16 protein-coding genes are annotated in these 17,329 nt (G+C 73.0%); 13 read left to right on the plus strand and 3 right to left on the minus strand.

Annotation, left to right across the window (positions count from 1 at the left end; all coding sequences use genetic code 11):
- The first annotated feature begins 4 nt into the window (after positions 1–4).
- Genes AB0I52_RS20590 through AB0I52_RS20600 form a run of 3 tightly spaced genes read left to right on the plus strand, consistent with a single transcriptional unit; the run spans position 5 to position 3,133 of the window.
- Positions 5–1,369, plus strand: a complete 1,365-nt coding sequence (locus tag AB0I52_RS20590) for an aldehyde dehydrogenase family protein (RefSeq protein WP_363074524.1) — start codon at positions 5–7, stop codon at positions 1,367–1,369.
- Between the two features lie 6 nt (positions 1,370–1,375).
- Positions 1,376–2,164: a 3-oxoacyl-ACP reductase gene (locus tag AB0I52_RS20595; protein WP_363074526.1), complete on the plus strand. Its 789-nt coding sequence runs from the start codon at positions 1,376–1,378 to the stop codon at positions 2,162–2,164.
- A 33-nt stretch (positions 2,165–2,197) separates the two neighbouring features.
- Complete coding sequence (locus tag AB0I52_RS20600; RefSeq protein WP_363074528.1) at positions 2,198–3,133, plus strand: DUF2510 domain-containing protein; 936 nt, start codon at positions 2,198–2,200, stop codon at positions 3,131–3,133.
- 18 nt (positions 3,134–3,151) lie between these two features.
- Here the strand turns inward: AB0I52_RS20600 and AB0I52_RS20605 are convergent, their stop codons facing one another.
- A complete protein-coding gene (locus tag AB0I52_RS20605) occupies positions 3,152–4,354 on the minus strand; it encodes an amino acid deaminase/aldolase (protein ID WP_363074530.1) in 1,203 nt (400 codons plus the stop codon).
- A gap of 476 nt (positions 4,355–4,830) precedes the next feature.
- Between AB0I52_RS20605 and AB0I52_RS20610 the strand changes: the two genes are divergently transcribed.
- Both AB0I52_RS20610 and mycP read left to right on the plus strand, forming a co-directional pair.
- Positions 4,831–5,595 carry a hypothetical protein gene (locus AB0I52_RS20610; protein WP_363074624.1) on the plus strand — a complete coding sequence of 255 codons (765 nt, stop codon included), beginning with the start codon at positions 4,831–4,833 and terminating at the stop codon, positions 5,593–5,595.
- Positions 5,592–6,815, plus strand: a complete 1,224-nt coding sequence (gene mycP, locus AB0I52_RS20615) for a type VII secretion-associated serine protease mycosin (protein ID WP_363074532.1) — start codon at positions 5,592–5,594, stop codon at positions 6,813–6,815. Before AB0I52_RS20610 ends, mycP begins: the two co-directional genes overlap by 4 nt.
- 61 nt (positions 6,816–6,876) lie before the next feature.
- Here the strand turns inward: mycP and AB0I52_RS20620 are convergent, their stop codons facing one another.
- A complete protein-coding gene (locus AB0I52_RS20620) occupies positions 6,877–7,800 on the minus strand; it encodes a serine hydrolase (RefSeq protein ID WP_363074534.1) in 924 nt (307 codons plus the stop codon).
- An 86-nt stretch (positions 7,801–7,886) separates the two neighbouring features.
- On the opposite strand from AB0I52_RS20620, the gene AB0I52_RS20625 reads away from it, so the two are divergent.
- Positions 7,887–8,663, plus strand: coding sequence for an SseB family protein (locus tag AB0I52_RS20625; RefSeq protein ID WP_363074536.1), 777 nt, complete (start codon positions 7,887–7,889; stop codon positions 8,661–8,663).
- 146 nt (positions 8,664–8,809) lie between these two features.
- Here AB0I52_RS20625 and AB0I52_RS20630 read toward each other — a convergent pair whose 3' ends face one another.
- A complete protein-coding gene (locus AB0I52_RS20630; protein ID WP_362966120.1) occupies positions 8,810–9,169 on the minus strand; it encodes a DUF1844 domain-containing protein in 360 nt (119 codons plus the stop codon).
- A gap of 366 nt (positions 9,170–9,535) precedes the next feature.
- Between AB0I52_RS20630 and infC the strand changes: the two genes are divergently transcribed.
- The 7 genes from infC to pheT all read left to right on the plus strand — a co-directional run bounded on the left by infC (position 9,536) and on the right by pheT (position 17,129).
- A complete protein-coding gene (infC, locus tag AB0I52_RS20635; protein ID WP_363074538.1) occupies positions 9,536–10,246 on the plus strand; it encodes a translation initiation factor IF-3 in 711 nt (236 codons plus the stop codon).
- Positions 10,247–10,366: 120 nt separating this feature from the next.
- Positions 10,367–10,561: a 50S ribosomal protein L35 gene (rpmI, locus tag AB0I52_RS20640; RefSeq protein ID WP_362966116.1), complete on the plus strand. Its 195-nt coding sequence runs from the start codon at positions 10,367–10,369 to the stop codon at positions 10,559–10,561.
- A gap of 108 nt (positions 10,562–10,669) precedes the next feature.
- Positions 10,670–11,053, plus strand: coding sequence for a 50S ribosomal protein L20 (gene rplT / locus AB0I52_RS20645; RefSeq protein ID WP_362966114.1), 384 nt, complete (start codon positions 10,670–10,672; stop codon positions 11,051–11,053).
- A 119-nt stretch (positions 11,054–11,172) separates the two neighbouring features.
- On the plus strand, positions 11,173–12,015 hold the full coding sequence (locus AB0I52_RS20650) for an RNA methyltransferase (RefSeq protein WP_363074540.1): 843 nt from the start codon (positions 11,173–11,175) through the stop codon (positions 12,013–12,015).
- 109 nt (positions 12,016–12,124) lie between these two features.
- Positions 12,125–13,276, plus strand: a complete 1,152-nt coding sequence (locus AB0I52_RS20655; RefSeq protein WP_363074542.1) for a PAS domain-containing sensor histidine kinase — start codon at positions 12,125–12,127, stop codon at positions 13,274–13,276.
- A 176-nt stretch (positions 13,277–13,452) separates the two neighbouring features.
- A complete protein-coding gene (pheS, locus tag AB0I52_RS20660; protein WP_363074544.1) occupies positions 13,453–14,580 on the plus strand; it encodes a phenylalanine--tRNA ligase subunit alpha in 1,128 nt (375 codons plus the stop codon).
- Positions 14,580–17,129, plus strand: coding sequence for a phenylalanine--tRNA ligase subunit beta (pheT, locus tag AB0I52_RS20665; protein WP_363074546.1), 2,550 nt, complete (start codon positions 14,580–14,582; stop codon positions 17,127–17,129). Before pheS ends, pheT begins: the two co-directional genes overlap by 1 nt.
- Positions 17,130–17,329 lie beyond the last annotated feature (200 nt).

The raw sequence follows: 17,329 nt of genomic DNA on the forward strand, positions 1-17,329 counted from the left end.
TCCCTTGACCCGTGAGCACCACGTACTGAACCCGGCGACGGAGGAACTCGTCGCCACCGTGCCCGCCACCACCGCGGCCGAGGTGGACGCGGCCGTCACCCGGGCGGCAGCCGCCCAGCGGACCTGGGCGGCGCTCGCACCCGCCGACCGGGCCCGGCTGCTGCGCCGGTTCGCCGCCGCCGTGGACGGCCGCACCGAGGAACTGGCCCGGCTGGAAGTGCGCGAGGCGGGCCACACCATCGGCAACGCCCGCTGGGAGGCGGGCAACGTCCGCGATCTCCTCGACTACGCCGCCGGGGGAGTGGAACGGCTGAGCGGCCGGCAGATCCCCGTACCCGGGGGCATCGACATCACCCTGCTCGAACCCCTCGGCGTCATCGGTGTGATCGCCCCCTGGAACTTCCCCATGCCGATCGCCGCCTGGGCGCTCGCCCCGGCCCTCGCGGCGGGCAACGCCGTCGTCCTCAAACCCGCCGAGACCACCCCGCTGACCGCGCTCCGGCTCGCCGGACTGGCCCTGGAGGCCGGACTGCCCGAACACCTCTTCCAGGTGCTGCCGGGCGCGGGCGACGAGGCGGGCAACGCCCTGGTCGAGCACCCGGACGTCGCCAAGATCGTCTTCACCGGCTCCACCCGGGTCGGCAAGCAGATCATGGCCAAGTGCGCCGAGCGGGTGAAGCGGATCACCCTCGAACTCGGCGGCAAGAGCCCCAACATCGTCTTCGCCGACGCCGACATCGAGGCCGCCGCGGCCGCCGCCCCCATGTCCTTCCTGGACAACGCGGGCCAGGACTGCTGCGCCCGCACCCGGATCCTCGTCCAGCGATCCGTGTACGACCGCTTCCTTGAGCGGCTCGCCCCGGCCGTCGCCGCCGTCGTCGTGGGCGACCCGTCCGACGAGAAGACGCAGATGGGCCCGCTCATCTCGCGCACCCGACTGGACCGGGTACGCGGGCACGTCCCCGAGCGCGCGGCCGCGATCCGGGGCAGCGCGCCCCAGGGCCCCGGCTTCTGGTTCCCGCCGACCGTCCTCACCGACGTGCCCGCGGACGCGCCCGTCGCCACCGAGGAGGTGTTCGGGCCGGTCGCGGTCGTACTGCCCTTCGAGGACGAGGCGGACGCCGTCCGGCTCGCCAACGCGACGCGCTACGGCCTCGCGGGCTCGCTGTGGACGCGCGACGTGGGGCGCGCGCTGCGCGTCTCGCAGGCCGTCCGGGCGGGGAACCTCTCCGTCAACTCCCACTCCGCGGTCCGCTACTGGACCCCGTTCGGCGGGTACAAGCAGTCCGGCCTCGGCCGGGAACTCGGACCCGATGCCCTCACCGCCTTCACCGAAACCAAGAACGTCTTCCTGAGCACGGAGGCCTGAACCGGTATGACCACGGACAACGGGAACATCTGCCGCCGCCTCGTCGGCCGCACCGTCGTCATCACCGGCGCCGGCAGCGGCATCGGTCTCGCCACCGCCCACCGGCTCGCCTCCGAGGGCGCGCACGTGGTCTGCGGCGACATCGACGCGACTGCGGGCAAGGCGGCCGCCGAAGCGGTCGGCGGCACCTTCGTACGCGTCGACGTGACCGATCCCGGACAGGTCGAAGCCCTGTTCGCGGCGGCGCACGACACCTACGGCTCCGTCGACGTCGCCTTCAACAACGCCGGCATCTCGCCGCCCGACGACGACTCCATCCTCACCACGGACCTGGAGGCCTGGAAACGCGTCCAGGACGTCAACCTCACCTCCGTCTACCTGTGCTGCAAGGCGGCCCTGCCCTACATGCGGCGCCAGGGACGGGGCTCGATCATCAACACCGCCTCGTTCGTGGCCAGGATGGGCGCGGCGACCTCGCAGATCTCGTACACCGCCTCCAAGGGCGGGGTGCTCGCGATGTCCCGTGAACTGGGCGTCCAGTTCGCCCGCGAGGGGATCCGGGTCAACGCGCTGTGCCCCGGGCCGGTCAACACCCCCCTGCTCCGGGAACTGTTCGCCAAGGACCCGGAGCGCGCGGCCCGCCGGCTGGTGCACATTCCGCTCGGCCGGTTCGCCGAGGCGACCGAGATCGCGGCCGCCGTCGCCTTCCTGGCGAGCGACGACTCCTCGTTCGTCAACGCCACCGACTTCCTCGTCGACGGCGGCATCTCCGGCGCCTACGTCACACCGCTGTAGGAGGGCCGCGGCTCCCGAACATAGGGTGGGGCGATGAGCTATCCGACTCCGCCCGGCTGGTACCCGGACACGGCAGCACCCGGCAACGAGCGGTGGTGGGACGGTACGGCGTGGACCGCCCACGCCCGCCCGTACGCTGCCGCGGCACAGGGGTTCGACGCCGCGCGGACCGCTTCCCCCGCCGTGCCCGGCCGGGGGAGCGGTGGCGGAAGCGGCCGGATCATCGCACTGGTGGTGGCCGGTGCGGTGGTCGTCGGTGCGGCGGTGACCGGAGCCGTACTGCTCGGCAGGGACGACGACGGAAAGCGGCCGCAGGCCCGGTCGGGCAGCTCCGCGCAGGTGCCAGCGGCCACCGGCGGCGACGACAGCCCCTCGCCGGACGCGTCGTCGGACGACGGCGACCCCACGGTGCTCGTGGACCAGCTCAACGGCATCACCCTGCCGATCCCCGACGGCTGGGAGAAGCCCGACACCACCGTGGAGCAGGTGCTCACGATGCGCACCACCGGCAGCTACAGCTGCCCCGGCAGCTCCGCCGACTTCTGCTACCACGGCACGGTGACCACGCGGACACCGAACGGCGGTGACGCCGACTCCGCCGAGAAGCTCGCCAAGGCCGACATAGCCGCCGCGGCGAAGGCCGCGTACGAGGAGAACCCCGTCGGTACCCGTGTCCACGGCGGAATCATCTCCCACCAGCAGATCGCCGCCGCCTCGGTGAGCGTGGCCGGACGCACCGGATACCTGGTGCGCTGGCGGGTCGTCACCGGCAAGGGCCCCGGCGGCTACGTGCAGTCCCTGGTTTTCCCCTCGACGGTCGGCAGCGAGTCGCCCGTCGTCGTGCGGTACGCCTTCGACGCCGGCCCCGACGGGCCCCCGCTCTCCCTCATGGACACCCTCACCAAGGGCATCCGGCCGATCGGTGACAGTGAGACGAGCGGCGGCGTCGGCAGTTCCGTCGCCCCCTGACGCCGCCCCTCACCGGGCTCAGAGGAAGGTGCGGCCCTCGCCCCGGTACGTCGGCACGGTCGCCGTCACCCGGTCCCCCTCGATCAGGTGCAACGCGTCGAACCGCTCGCACAGTTCACCGGCCTTCGCGTGCCGGAACCACACCTTGTCGCCGATCAGCAGATCGTCGGCCGGGGCGCCGAGCAACGGGGTCTGCACCTCACCGGGTCCCTCCTGCGGGTCGTAACGCAGTCCCTCCGGGAGGTACGGGACCGGCAGCCGGTCCGGGCCGGCCGCACCGGACGCCGGGTAGCCGCCACCGAGCACCGTCACCACGCCCACCCCGGGCCGGCGCACCACCGGCTGAGCGAACAGGGCCGCCGGACGGGCCGTGAACGAGGTGTAGTTGTCGAACAGCCGCGGTACGTAGAGACCCGAACCGGCCGCGATCTCCGTCACCGCGTGCTCCGCGGCGGTGTGCTGCACACTGCCGGTGCCGCCGCCGTTCACGAACTCCAGGTCCGGCGTCACGGCCCGTACCGCCCGCACCACCTCGGCCCGCCGGACCGCCAGTTCCCGGCGGCCCGCGGCCTGCATCAGCCGGATCGCCCTGGACCGCAGCGGCCGCCCCTCCACCGAGTCGCCGACCCCGGCGATATGGCCCTCGTACGCCATCAGCCCCACCAGCCGGAAACCCGGCCTGCGGGCCACGGACCGGGCCAGCTCGGCCAGTTGGGCGGGGGAGCGCAACGGCGAGCGCAGCGCCCCGATCCTGACCCTGCCGCCGAGCATCCGCAGTGAGGTGTCCAGCTCCAGACAGACCCGGATCTCCTCGGTGCCCCCGGCGCGCGCCGCGTCGATCAGCTCCAGCTGCGCGTGGTCGTCCACCATCACCGTCACGGCCGCGGCCAGCTTCGGGTCCGCGGCGAGTTCCGCGAAGGCCGGCCGGTCGGCCGACGGGTAGGCCAGCAGCACGTCCTCGAATCCGGCCCGCGCCAGCCACAGCGACTCCGCGAGCGTGAACGACATGATCCCGGCGAAACCGGGCCGCGCGAGCACCCGCTCCAGCAGGGCACGGCAGCGCACCGACTTGCTCGCCACCCGGATCGGCTTCCCGGCCGCACGCCGTACCAGGTCGTCGGCGTTGGCGTCGAACGCCTCCAGATCGACGACGGCGATCGGGGCATCGAGATGGGCGGTGGCCCGGTTGTAGCGGGTCCGGTCAGCGGCGCGGGCAGTCATGGCCGCAGCTTGCCAGACACCTGTACCGCTGGGTAGGGGGATGATCCGCGCAGATCGGTCCGGCGGTCGGCGGCCCGCTCCCCTCAGGGCGCCCCAGCCCGTAGAGTGACGGTCACGCGGCGCGCAACGAGCCTGCCTGTGGCGGCGATCCGCGTGCGGTACGGAACGGACCAGGGGGGCGGATGGGTACCGAGGCGCAGCGCGCTCCTGTCCCGCCACGCCCGACCACCCCGCCGGACTGCCAGGTACCCGCACCTGCCGTGCCTCCCGGCCCCGCACCCGAGCCCCCCGCCCCGGCCTTCCCGCCGCGCCCCGGTACGCCGCCCCCGGCGACCCGGCGCCGCCCGGTGGGCGGCGTGGACCTCGGCGCACCGCCCCCGTGGACCGGCGGACCCTTCGCGCCGCCCGCCGGCCGGCCACCGTACTTCCGCCCCCCGGCCGAGACACCGTCCGAGACCACCACCAGGCTCCGCCCCGTGCGGACCCGGCACCCCTTCAGGACCGGGGCCGCCGCCGTCTGCGTCGTGCTCGGCCTCGGGCTGATCGGCGGGGCCGTCACCGGCAGCTGGCTGGTCAGCGACTCCTCGGCCGATCCGGCGGCCCACAGCACCTACACCGTGGGCCGTGCCGCCTGGCACAGCGTGCCCGTGGACACCCTCTTCCCGCGCACCCTCAAGGGGGTCGGCGCGGGACCGGGCGGCTCCGACCGGGTCTGGACCAGGCTCGCCGTCGCCCCGGACAGCGGCTGCACGACGGCCCTGGACCCGCTGCTGGTCAAGACGCTCCGCCCGGCCGGCTGCGCCCGGCTGCTGCGGGCCACCTACACGGACGCGACGTCCAGCAGTGTCACCACGGTCGGACTGCTCTTCACCGAGGGCGACGCCGACGCCATGCGGGCGCTGAGCGCCCGGTTCACCGATCAGCACCTCGAGGGACGCTCCGACCTGATGCCCCGCGCGTATCCCGTGAGGAACACCCCCGCCGCGGGATTCGGCGACAAGCAGCGCGCCAGCTGGACCGTGCACGTCCTGGCCGAGGTGCCCGTCGTGGTGTTCGCCGTCTCCGGCTTCGCCGACGGGCGGACGGTCACCGCGCCGCAGCCCGCCGCCAAGGCCATGGCCGCGAACGCCACGACCGCCGCAGCCCAGGCCGGGCTCGGCCACGAGGCCGAGGGGCTCGCCGACCGGGTCGAGCGCGGCCTGCGCAGGACCGTCACCGACCGCACGGAGAAGCCCGAGTGACCCGTCCGACCGGAGCGACCCGACGTGCCCGTCACCGCCGCCTCGCCGGAGCGGTCTGCGCTGCCACCGCGTTCGCGCTGCTGCCCGCGTCACCGGCGCGGGCGGACACCATCCGGGCCCAGCAGTGGGGCCTGGACGCGCTCCACACCGAGCAGGCCTGGCAGACCACCCGGGGCAAGGGGATCACCGTCGCCGTCGTCGACACCGGGGTGGACGGCAGCCTGCCCGACCTGGCGGGCCAGGTACTGCCCGGCAAGGACATGATCGGCTTCGGTGCCGGACGCGGCGACCGGTCGTGGGCACGGCACGGCACCGCGATGGCCGGGATCATCGCCGGCCGGGGCCACGGGCCCGGAAACGCCGACGGGGTGCTCGGCATCGCTCCGCAGGCGAAGATCCTCCCGGTCCGGGTCATCCTGGAGGCGTCCGACCCGTCCCGGGCCAAGGCCCGCAAGTCCCGCGGCACGGCCCTCGCCGACGGCATCCGCTGGGCCGCCGACCACGGCGCCGACGTCATCAACCTCTCCCTGGGCGACGACAGCGAGTCCGCCCATCCGGAGCCCGGTGAGGACGCCGCCGTCCAGTACGCGCTGAAGAAGGGCGCGGTCGTCGTCGCGTCGTCCGGCAACGGGGGCGAGAAGGGCGACCACATCTCGTACCCCGCCGCCTACCCCGGCGTGATCGCGGTCGCCGCCGTCGACCGGTACGGCACGCACGCCTCGTTCTCCACCCGTCGCTGGTACGCCGCCGTGAGCGCCCCCGGGGTCGACGTCGTCGTCCCCGCCCCCGACCGGCAGTACTACGTGGAGTGGGGCACCTCGGCAGCCTCCGCGTTCGTCTCCGGCGCGGTCGCGCTGGTCCGTGCCGCGCACCCCGGCCTCCCGCCCGCCCAGATCAAGAAGCTCCTCACGGACACCGCGCGCAGCTCCCCCTCGGGCGGCCGGGACGACGCCCGGGGCTACGGCACGGTCGACCCGGCCGCGGCCATCAAGGCGGGCGCCGCGCTCCGCCCCGACGGGCTGCGCTCGGACTCCGCGGACTCCACCGGGGTCGGCTACCGCAAGCGGTACTTCGGACCCGGGCCCACCCCGCCCCGCAAGGCCGACGGCCCCGCGGGCTGGCTCGCCCCGGCGGCGGGCGGCCTCGGCGCGCTGCTGCTCGCACTGGCCGTGGTGCTGTGGCGCGGCCGCAACGGCCGGCCGGTGTTCCCGCGCCGCTGACGGGCGCACCGGTCCGGGCGGGCGGGCGCACCGCCGCCGGATCGAGGAGGCGCGGCGCGTCTCAGCCCCCGGTCCTCAGCACCCCGACCGCCGCCCTCGCCGCCGACTCGACGAGCGCGATCCCCGACTCCTTGGTCCGCTGGCCGCCGGAGAGCACCGCCACCAGGTACGTGTGTCCGCCGGCCGTCACCCGCCCGATGCTGTTGATGTTCCACAGCCCGGTGGCGGAACGCGGCATCCAGCCGTTCTTGAGCGCCCAGTCGCTGCCCGCGGCCGACACCCCCCACCGCTGGTCGGCCTCCACCCGTGCCATCAGCCCCCGCAGATACGTACGGGAATCCGCGCTCAGCCCCGTACTCGTATCCGTACCGAACACGGCCTCCAGCAGCGTCAGCTGATCGGCCGCGGTCGTCCGGGTCAGCCCCCAGGCGTGCGCGGCGGTCGTCCCGGTGAGCCCGAGCCGCTCATTGGCGGCGTCGAGTCCCGCCGCACCACCGACCGCCGACAGCAGCGCGGTGGCGGAGTCGTTGTCGCTGTTCTCGATCATCGTCACCGCGTGGCCGCGTTCACCGGCGGTCAGTTCACGCTTCTCGTCCTGGGCCCGGAGCAGCAGCGCCGCCAGAATGTCGACCTTGACGATGCTCGCGGTGTCGTACGTCGCGTCCGCGCCCCCGTACACCGCACGCGCCCCGCTCCCGCTGTCCAGCACGGCCACCGACAGGGCGACCCCGTCCGCACCGGCCAGCAGCGGCTGCACGGCCCCGGCCAGTTCCGCGTCGAGATTCACCACGGGCTCCTCGCTCGTCCGCTCCGCGGCCGGTGCGGTCGCGGCCGGCGACACGGAGGATACGGAAGCCACGGCGCCGGGCGCGTGATCCGGTGACCGGCCCGCCAGATACGCGCCGCCGGCGGCCGAGCCGGCCAGCAGGACCGCGGCCGTCACTGACGCGGACAGGGCGGACCGGCGGATTCTGTGTCGGGGCATGGTCCGCACGCTAGGTACCCCGGCTGGGAACCGGCTGAGTCCTACCTGTCGGCCGGATGAGAATGACCAGGCACTACCCTCGCCCTGTGGCGCAGAAGAACATTCCGGACTCCGGATACTCAGACGACGACGGCACGGCCGACCCCGCCCTGACCGCGGCCCTGGCCGCCTGGGCCGAGAACCGCGAGGCCGTCGGCCCGGTGCTCGAAGCGCTCGCGGGGGCCCGTCTGCTGGTCCCCGTGGTGGCCGTCCTCGGCGAGGTGGAGGAGGACGACGAGGCGAGCCGCGCGGCGTCCGGCAACGGCGGTCACGGGGGACGGGGGAGCGGGCTGCGCCGGGAGAAGACGAGCGACATGGCCGTCCCCACCCTCCAGGCCGGCGACCGCCGCGCCCTGCCCGCCTTCACCTCCACCGCCTCGCTGGCCCGCTGGGACCCGCAGGCCCGCCCCGTCGCCGTACCCCTGCACCAGGCACTTCAGGCCGCGGCGCACGAGAAGGCGGACACGGTGGTGCTCGACCTCGCCGGTCCGGTGGCCTTCGAGGTGACCGGCTCCGCCTTGCTGGCCCTCGCTGAGGGCCGTACCAGCGCCGACCCCCTGGACGACCCCGCCGTCACCTCTGCGGTGCGGGACGCCGTCGCCGCCGAACCCGCGGTGCTCCGCGCCCACCTCGGTCCCGGCCGCGCCGACGGCACCCTCGCCCTGGTGCTGGCGGCGGACGCCGATCCCGCCGAGGCGGCGGGCCGGGTCGCCCGGTCGCTGGCGGCCAGCGAGGTGCTGCGGGCCCGGCTGGTCCGCGGGCTCGACCTGGCGCTGCTCCCCGCCGACGCGAACGCACCGGGTGACGCCCTGTTCACTCGCTGATCGCCTCACCGGCCCCGCGCGCGACGGCGTGCGCAGTCGGAGAACCGCGGAGCAACGGGACTGTCTTCGGAGGTCCAATCGCGGCCCCGGACGCCGTGAGCCCCCGCCGGAAGGCGGGGGCTCACGGGTGTGGAGGGAGGTGCGGCTCAGCCGAAGACCGGGCCGGTGTACTTCTCGCCGGGGCCCTGGCCGGGCTCGTCCGGCACGAGGGAGGCCTCGCGGAACGCCAGCTGGAGCGACTTCAGGCCGTCGCGCAGCGGAGCCGCGTGGAAGGAGCTGATCTCGGTGGTGCTCGCGTCCAGCAGACCGGCCAGCGCGTGGACCAGCTTGCGGGCCTCGTCGAGGTCCTTGTGCTCGTCGTCCTCGGTCAGCCCGAGTTTCACGGCGGCGGCGCTCATCAGGTTGACCGCGACCGTCACGATCACCTCGACCGCCGGCACCTCCGCGATGTCGCGGGCCATTTCGTCGAAGCCGGGGGAATCAGTGGTGGGGGTCGCGTCGCTCATGCCCCATAGGATAGGCCCACGGCCCGGTGTCCTCTTCCCCGGGAGTCGCACCCCTGACCTCAGGAGTCACGGCCCCGTGCGCGAGGTTCGCACCACCCCGGTGGAGCTGCTAACCTTGTGTAACGACCGGCTGGGCATCTATGTGCCCGGCCCACAAGTGGAGGCTCCGATCTCCCACCTGACCGTCCTCTGGACGGCGGGTCACCGGTCAGGTGGCGCCCATCGTTCCGTACGGACGATGGAGCCGCCCGATGCGCCCCGCGGTTGACCGCGGCGGTGTTCCGGTTTTTCCAGGAGCCCCGCCTGTGTCCCGTCCGGGGCATTTTTCTTGCCTCTGCACGGTTGGTCCGTCGAAACAGACGTTACGTGGCTGTCCGCCAGGCGGCCGCGTGGTGCTACCGAGGAGGATCCATCAGCGCCGAGCCCCGCATCAACGACCGGATTCGCGTACCCGAGGTGCGACTTGTCGGTCCCAGTGGCGAGCAGGTGGGGATCGTCCCGCTTGCCAAGGCCCTGGAACTTGCGCAGGAGTACGACCTCGACCTGGTCGAGGTGGCGGCTACCGCCCGTCCGCCCGTGTGCAAGCTCATGGACTACGGGAAGTTCAAGTACGAGTCGGCCATGAAGGCCCGTGAGGCGCGCAAGAACCAGGCGCACACGGTCATCAAGGAGATGAAGCTCCGGCCGAAGATCGACCCGCACGACTATGACACCAAGAAGGGTCACGTCGTCCGGTTCCTCAAGCAGGGCGACAAGGTCAAGATCACGATCATGTTCCGTGGTCGTGAGCAGTCCCGCCCCGAGCTGGGCTTCCGACTGCTCCAGCGTCTCGCTTCGGACGTGGAGGAACTCGGCTTCATCGAGTCCAACCCGAAGCAGGACGGCCGGAACATGATCATGGTTCTTGGCCCGCACAAGAAGAAGACCGAAGCCATGGCCGAGGCCCGCGAGGCCCAGGCCGCCCGCAAGGCGGAGCGTCAGGGGTACACCCCGGACGCCGAGGCTGCGGACGAGGCTGCCGAGGCTCCGGCCGAAGCGCCCTCCGAGGCTCCGGCCGAGACACCCTCCGAGGCGTGACCTCCTGGGGCCGCCATCCAGGCGCCCCCGGGTCCCCCCGGAATCCCATCAAGATCTGACGCCCCTGTGGCCCGGTGCCCGCACCGGGAGGGGCGCCACTGACGAGGAGAGAACGGCGCGATGCCGAAGAACAAGACGCACAGCGGTGCCAGCAAGCGCTTCAAGATCACCGGCTCCGGCAAGGTGCTCCGAGAGAGGGCCGGCAAGCGCCACCTGCTCGAGCACAAGTCGTCCAAGAAGACCCGCTCGCTGTCCGGCACGGTCGTCGTGGCTCCGGCCGACGCCAAGAAGATCAAGAAGCTTCTCGGCAAGTGAGGCCGTCGCCCCCGGTGAAAGCCGGGAGCGCGCCCTCGATCCGACCGGGACCAATTCGTTTCCGGGCCGTGTGAGTACGACCACGGCCCCGCTACAAGGAGTTAACAAGTGGCACGCGTCAAGCGGGCAGTAAACGCCCACAAGAAGCGCCGGGCGACCCTCGAGGCCGCCAAGGGCTACCGCGGTCAGCGCTCGCGCCTGTACCGCAAGGCCAAGGAGCAGGTCACCCACTCCCTGGTCTACAACTACAACGACCGCAAGAAGCGCAAGGGCGACTTCCGTCGGCTGTGGATCCAGCGCATCAACGCCGCTGCCCGCCAGAACGGCATGACGTACAACCGCCTCATCCAGGGTCTGAACGCCGCCAACATCGAGGTGGACCGCAAGATCCTGGCCGAGCTCGCGGTCAACGACGCCAACGCGTTCGCCGCCCTCGTCGAGGTTGCCCAGAAGGCCCTCCCGAGCGACGTCAACGCCCCGAAGGCCGCCTGACGCAGGGCCGCACTTCCTGGTATTGAGCCGGACCCGCAGGCGCTCGCCGTCTGCGGGTCCGGTGCGTTGCACCCCGTCACGACCTGCACCTTCGTACGCAGAGAGGCTCGCCGCCGACCATGGGCACCCCCGAACTGATCTCCCCGCGATCGCCACGGGTCGCCGCCGCCCGGCGGCTGGCCAGGCGCAACTTCCGCGGCAAGGAGCGCAGGTTCATCGCCGAGGGGCCACAGGCCGTGCGCGAGGCCGCGGAGCACCGCGGCAGCGACGGCGAGGCGACCCTCGTCGAGCTCTTCACCACCGTCGAGGCCGCCGAGCGGTACGAGTCCATCGTCGACGCCGCCCTCGCGGCGGGCGCCCGGGTCCACCTCGCCGACAGTGAGGTGCTCGCCGATGTGTCGCAGACCGTGACCCCGCAGGGGCTGATCGGCGTCTGCCGCTTCCTCGACTCGCCCTTCGAGTCGATCCTCGCCGCGCGCCCCGCACTGGTCGCCGTCCTGGCGAACGTCCGCGACCCCGGCAACGCCGGTACGGTGCTGCGCTGCGCCGACGCGGCGGGCGCCGACGCCGTCGTCCTCACCGACGCCTCCGTGGACCTCTACAACCCCAAGTCCGTGCGCGCGTCGGTCGGTTCGCTCTTCCACCTGCCGGTCGCCGTCGGGGTGCCGGTCGAACAGGCCGTGCGGGGGCTGCGGGACGCGGGTGTACGGATCCTCGCCGCCGACGGCGCGGGCGAGGACGACCTCGACGACGAACTCGACGCAGGCACGATGGGCGGCCCCACCGCCTGGGTCTTCGGCAACGAGGCCTGGGGTCTGCCGGAGGAGACCCGGGCCCTGGCCGACGCCGTGGTGCGGGTGCCGATCCACGGCAGGGCGGAGAGCCTCAACCTCGCCACCGCCGCCGCCGTCTGCCTGTACGCCTCCGCGCGGGCCCAGCGCCCGCGCCGCAGCGCGGGCTGACCCGCCCCCGGCGGAGAGCCGCCGCAGGGTGTCGCTCCGTCACCGACGCCTAGTAGGGTGACGAACTCGGGGGCCCACTGCACCGGTTCGAGAGGTGGGGTACGGGAATATGGCTGTCGGCATGAGCGGACCGCAGGCGACACACGCGGCCGTCGTGCGCGCCGCCGCGGACCCGGTCGGGGTGTCCGTCCCGGACACCGGACCCGGTGGCGGGCCGCTGGATCCCGACGACCTTCCCGACGGCCTCGTCGTCGCGGACGAGACCGGCCGGGTCATCTGCTTCAACGCCGCCGCCGTACGGATCACCGCCATGCCCAGGGCTGCCGCCCTCGGCCGCCCGCTGGAGCACGCGCTGCCGCTGGAGGACCTCAAGGGCCGCCGCTGGTGGGAGCTGACCGACCCCTACGGCGGCCTCGCCACCCGGGTCGGCCAGCCCGAACGGAATCTGCTGCTGCCCGGCGGCCGCGAGGTCCTCGTCTCCGCGCGCTACGTACGCGAGAGCCCGACCGGACCCGTCCGCCGGCTGGTGGTCAGCCTGCGCGGCACCGAGGCCCGCCGCCGTACCGAGCGCAGCGATGCCGAGCTGATCGCCACCGTCGCCCACGAGCTGCGCTCGCCGCTGACCTCCGTCAAGGGCTTCACCGCCACGCTGCTGGCCAAGTGGGAGCGGTTCACGGACGACCAGAAGCGGCTGATGCTGGAGACCGTCTACGCCGACGCCAACCGGGTCACCCGGCTGATCACGGAACTGCTCGACATCTCCCGGATCGACTCGGGGCGCCTGGAGCTGCGCCGCCAGCCCGTCGACCTCTCGGCCGCGGTGGAGCGCCACGTCCAGGCGCTCACCGCGAACGGCCAGGCGCCGGACCGCTTCCTCGTCCGCACCTGCCAGCCGCTGCCCGCGGTCTGGGCCGACCCGGACAAGGTCGACCAGGTGCTCGGCAACCTGCTGGAAAACGCGGTGCGCCACGGCGAGGGAACCGTCACCATCGAGGTGGCACCCGCACTGGCCAAGAGCGACGAGAAGGGAACGGCTGTCACCGTGAGCGACGAAGGCACCGGCATTCCCGAGGAGTCGATGGGCCGCGTCTTCACCCGTTTCTGGCGGGGGAGCAAGCGCGGTGGCACGGGCCTGGGCCTCTACATCGTGAAGGGCATCGTCGAGGCGCACGGCGGCACGATCACGGTCGGCCGCGGCCCGGGTGGCGGCGCCGAGTTCCGATTTATCCTGCCCGTGAGCACGCCGGCCTACATGAAGTAGAAGGGCCTGGGCGGACCACGGGCGGCCCACACATCCTGTGACCCTTAGACTCGGCCATTGGCACCTTTGTGTCCTCAAGGCGTCGAGCGGAGCCGCGGGGGTCCGGGGGTATCCCCCGGTAACGACCTGCACCAGGTCGTCAGCGCAGTACCAGCCAATCGGAAGTACGGGAAGAGATGTCGGCACCGAACAAGTCGTACGACCCAGTCGAGGTCGAGGCACTGAAACCGGAAGAGATCGAGCGCGTCCGGGACGAGGCGTTCGCCGCCTTCGCCGCCGCGGGCGACCTCGACGCGCTCGCCCAGGCGAAGACCGCGCACACCGGTGGCACCTCGCCCCTGTCGCTCGCCAACCGCGAGATCGGCGCACTGCCGCCGCAGGCCAAGGCCGAGGCGGGCAAGCGGGTGGGCCAGGCCCGCGCCGCCGTGGGCAGGGCGCTCGCCGCCCGCCAGGCGGAGCTGGAGGCCGAGCGTGACGCCCGGGTCCTGGTCGAGGAGGCGGTGGACGTCACGCTGCCCTACGACCGCACCCCGGCCGGCGCCCGCCACCCGCTGACGACGATCATGGAGCGCGTCGCCGACGTCTTCGTGGCCATGGGCTACGAGGTCGCCGAGGGCCCCGAGGCAGAGGCCGAGTGGTTCAACTTCGACGCCCTGAACTTCGTGCCCGACCACCCGGCCCGGCAGATGCAGGACACCTTCTTCGTCGAGGGCGCCGACGGCGCGAAGAGCGACGAGTCCGGTGTCGTCCTGCGCACCCACACCTCTCCGGTCCAGGCCCGCACGCTGCTCGACCGCGAGCCCCCCGTCTACGTCGTCTGCCCCGGCCGGGTCTACCGGACCGACGAGCTGGACGCGACGCACACCCCGGTCTTCCACCAGATCGAGCTGCTCGCCGTCGACGAGGGCCTCACCATGGCCGATCTGAAGGGCACCCTCGACCACATGGTCCAGGCGCTCTTCGGCCCGGACATGAAGACCCGGCTGCGGCCGAACTTCTTCCCGTTCACCGAGCCGTCCGCCGAGATGGACATGGTCTGCTACGTCTGCCGCGGCGAGTCCGTCGGCAACCCGGACCGCCCCTGCCGCACCTGCGGCAGCGAGGGCTGGATCGAGCTCGGCGGCTGCGGCATGGTCAACCCCAAGGTGCTCGTCGCCTGCGGCGTCGACCCCCAGAAGTACAGCGGATTCGCCTTCGGGTTCGGCATCGAGCGGATGCTGATGTTCCGCCACAACGTAGAAGACATGCGAGACATGGTCGAGGGTGACGTCCGGTTCACCCGGCCCTTCGGGATGGAGATCTGATGCGCGTCCCGCTTTCCTGGCTGCGGGAGTACGTCGACCTGCCTGCCACCGAGACCGGCCGTGATGTACAGGCCAAGCTCGTCGCCGTCGGCCTGGAGGTCGAGACGGTCGAGCAGATCGGCGCCGGCCTCAAGGGCCCGCTGGTCGTCGGCAAGGTGCTGACCATCGAGGAGCTGGAGGGCTTCAAGAAGCCCATCCGCTTCTGCACGGTGGACGTCGGCACCGCCAACGGCACCGGTGAGCCGCAGGAGGTCGTCTGCGGAGCCCGTAACTTCGCCGTCGGCGACAAGGTCGTCGTGGTCCTGCCCGGCGCCGTACTGCCCGGTGACTTCGCGATCGCCGCGCGCAAGACGTACGGCAAGACCTCGCACGGCATGATCTGCTCCACCGACGAGCTCGGCATGGGCGACGACGGTACCCACGGCATCATCGTGCTGCCGCCGGAGCACGAGGTCGGCGCCGACGCGATCGAGCTGCTCCAGCTCGTCGACGAGGTCCTCGACATCGCCGTCACGCCCGACCGCGGCTACTGCCTCTCGATGCGCGGCGTCGCCCGTGAGACCGCCATCGCCTACGGCCTGCCGCTGCGCGACCCGGCCCTCCTGGACGTGCCCGCGCCGAACGCGTACGGCTACCCGGTCGAGGTCGCCGACCCGGCCGGCTGCTCCCGCTTCACCGCGCGCACCGTGGTCGGCCTGAAGCCCGAGACCCGCTCCCCGATCTGGATGCAGCGCCGGCTCCAGAAGGCCGGGATGCGGCCGATCTCGCTCGCGGTCGACGTCACCAACTACGTGATGCTCGAACTCGGCCAGCCGCTGCACGCCTACGACCGGACCCGCATCGACGGTCCGATCGGGGTGCGCCGCGCCCGGCAGGGCGAGAAGCTCACCACCCTCGACGGCACCGTCCGCGTCCTGGACGCGGCCGACCTCGTCATCACCGACAACCGCGGGCCGATCGGCCTGGCGGGCGTCATGGGCGGGGCCAACACGGAGATCGCGGACGCCGCCGAAGGCACCCGCACCACCGAGGTCGTCATCGAGGCCGCGCACTTCGACGCGATCTCGGTCGCCCGCACCGCGCGCCGCCACAAGCTGTCCTCCGAGGCGTCCAAGCGCTTCGAGCGGGGTGTCGACCCCGAGGCCGCCGCCGCTGCCGCGCAGCGCACCGTCGACCTGCTGGTGCTGCTCGCCGGTGGCACCGCCGAGGCGGGCGTCACCGAGGTGACCGCCCCGTCCGGACCGCGCACCATCTCGATGCCGGCCGACCACCCCGACAAGGTGGCCGGTGTCACCTACGGCCGCGAGACCGTCGTACGCCGCCTCCAGCAGGTCGGCTGCGACGTCTACGGACAGGACGAGCTGCTCGTCACGGCACCGTCCTGGCGGCCCGACCTGGGCGAGCCGAACGACCTGGCCGAAGAGGTCATCCGGCTGGAGGGCTACGAGAACCTCCCGTCCACGCTCCCGACGCCGCCGTCCGGCCGAGGGCTCACCGACCGCCAGCGGCTGCACCGCAGGATCGGCCGGGCGCTCGCCGCCGCCGGCTACGTCGAGGCGCTGAACTACCCGTTCACCGGCGAGGCGGTCCTGGACCAGCTGGGTCTGGACGCGGACGACGACCGCCGCCGTACGGTCCGCCTCGTCAACCCGCTCTCCGACGAGGAGCCGTCGCTGCGCACCACGCTGCTGCCGGGCCTCCTCGGCGCCCTGCGGCGCAACGACGGCCGCGGCAGCCACGACCTCGCGCTCTTCGAGACCGGTCTCGTCTTCATTCCCCAAGCTCTCGGCTCCGTTCGGGCAGGGGAGAGTCCACTCACCGGCCAGGAGACGAAGCCCGTCCGGCTGCCCGTCGACCGGCGTCCCTCCGACGAGGAGATCGCCGCGCTCGACGCCGCGCTGCCGCGCCAGCCGCGCCGCGCCGCCGTCGTCCTCGCGGGCGCCCGCGAGCAGGCCGGCTGGTGGGGCGAGGGCCGCCCGGCCGACTGGGCGGACTCCGTCGAGGCCGCCCGCACCATCGCCCGTGAGGCGGGCGTCGAACTCACCGTCCGCGCCGGTCAGCACGCCCCGTGGCACCCGGGCCGCTGCGCCGCGCTGTACGTCACGGTCGACGGCGAGGAGACCCTGTTCGGACACGCCGGTGAGCTGCACCCGCGCGTCATCAAGGAGCTCCACCTGCCCGAGCGCACCTGCGCCATGGAGGTCGAGCTCGACGTCCTGGAGCAGGCCGTCGACGGCGCCCTCCAGGCACCCCGGATCTCCACCTTCCCGGTGGCGACCCAGGACGTCGCGCTGGTCGTCGGGCAGGACGTGCCCGCCGCCGAAGTGGAGCAGGCGCTCCGCGAGGGCGCGGGCGAACTCCTCGAATCGCTGCGGCTGTTCGACGTCTTCACGGGTGAGCAGATCGGCGGGGGCCACAAGTCCCTGGCGTACGCGCTGCGGTTCCGTGCCGCGGACCGCACGCTGACCGTCGACGAGGCCACCGCCGCCCGGGACGCCGCGGTGGCACTGGCCGCCGAGCGCACGGGTGCGGCGCTGCGCGGCGCGTAACACCCCACGCGGGTCCACGCACAAGGAGGAGGGGCGTATCCGGCCACCGGATACGCCCCTCCTGTGTGCTCGCCCGGAGGCGGGGACCGCACGCGGGCCCTGACCGGGTCCGGGGGAACCCGGTGCCCGGCCGACCCCGCAGCCACCCTCCGATCCGTGGGCAGTGGGTCGTGCGATCCGGCGCCGTCCGCGCTGCCGGG

The sequence above is a fragment of the Streptomyces sp. NPDC050423 genome (assembly GCF_040655445.1).
Classification (GTDB): Bacteria; Actinomycetota; Actinomycetes; order Streptomycetales; family Streptomycetaceae; genus Streptomyces.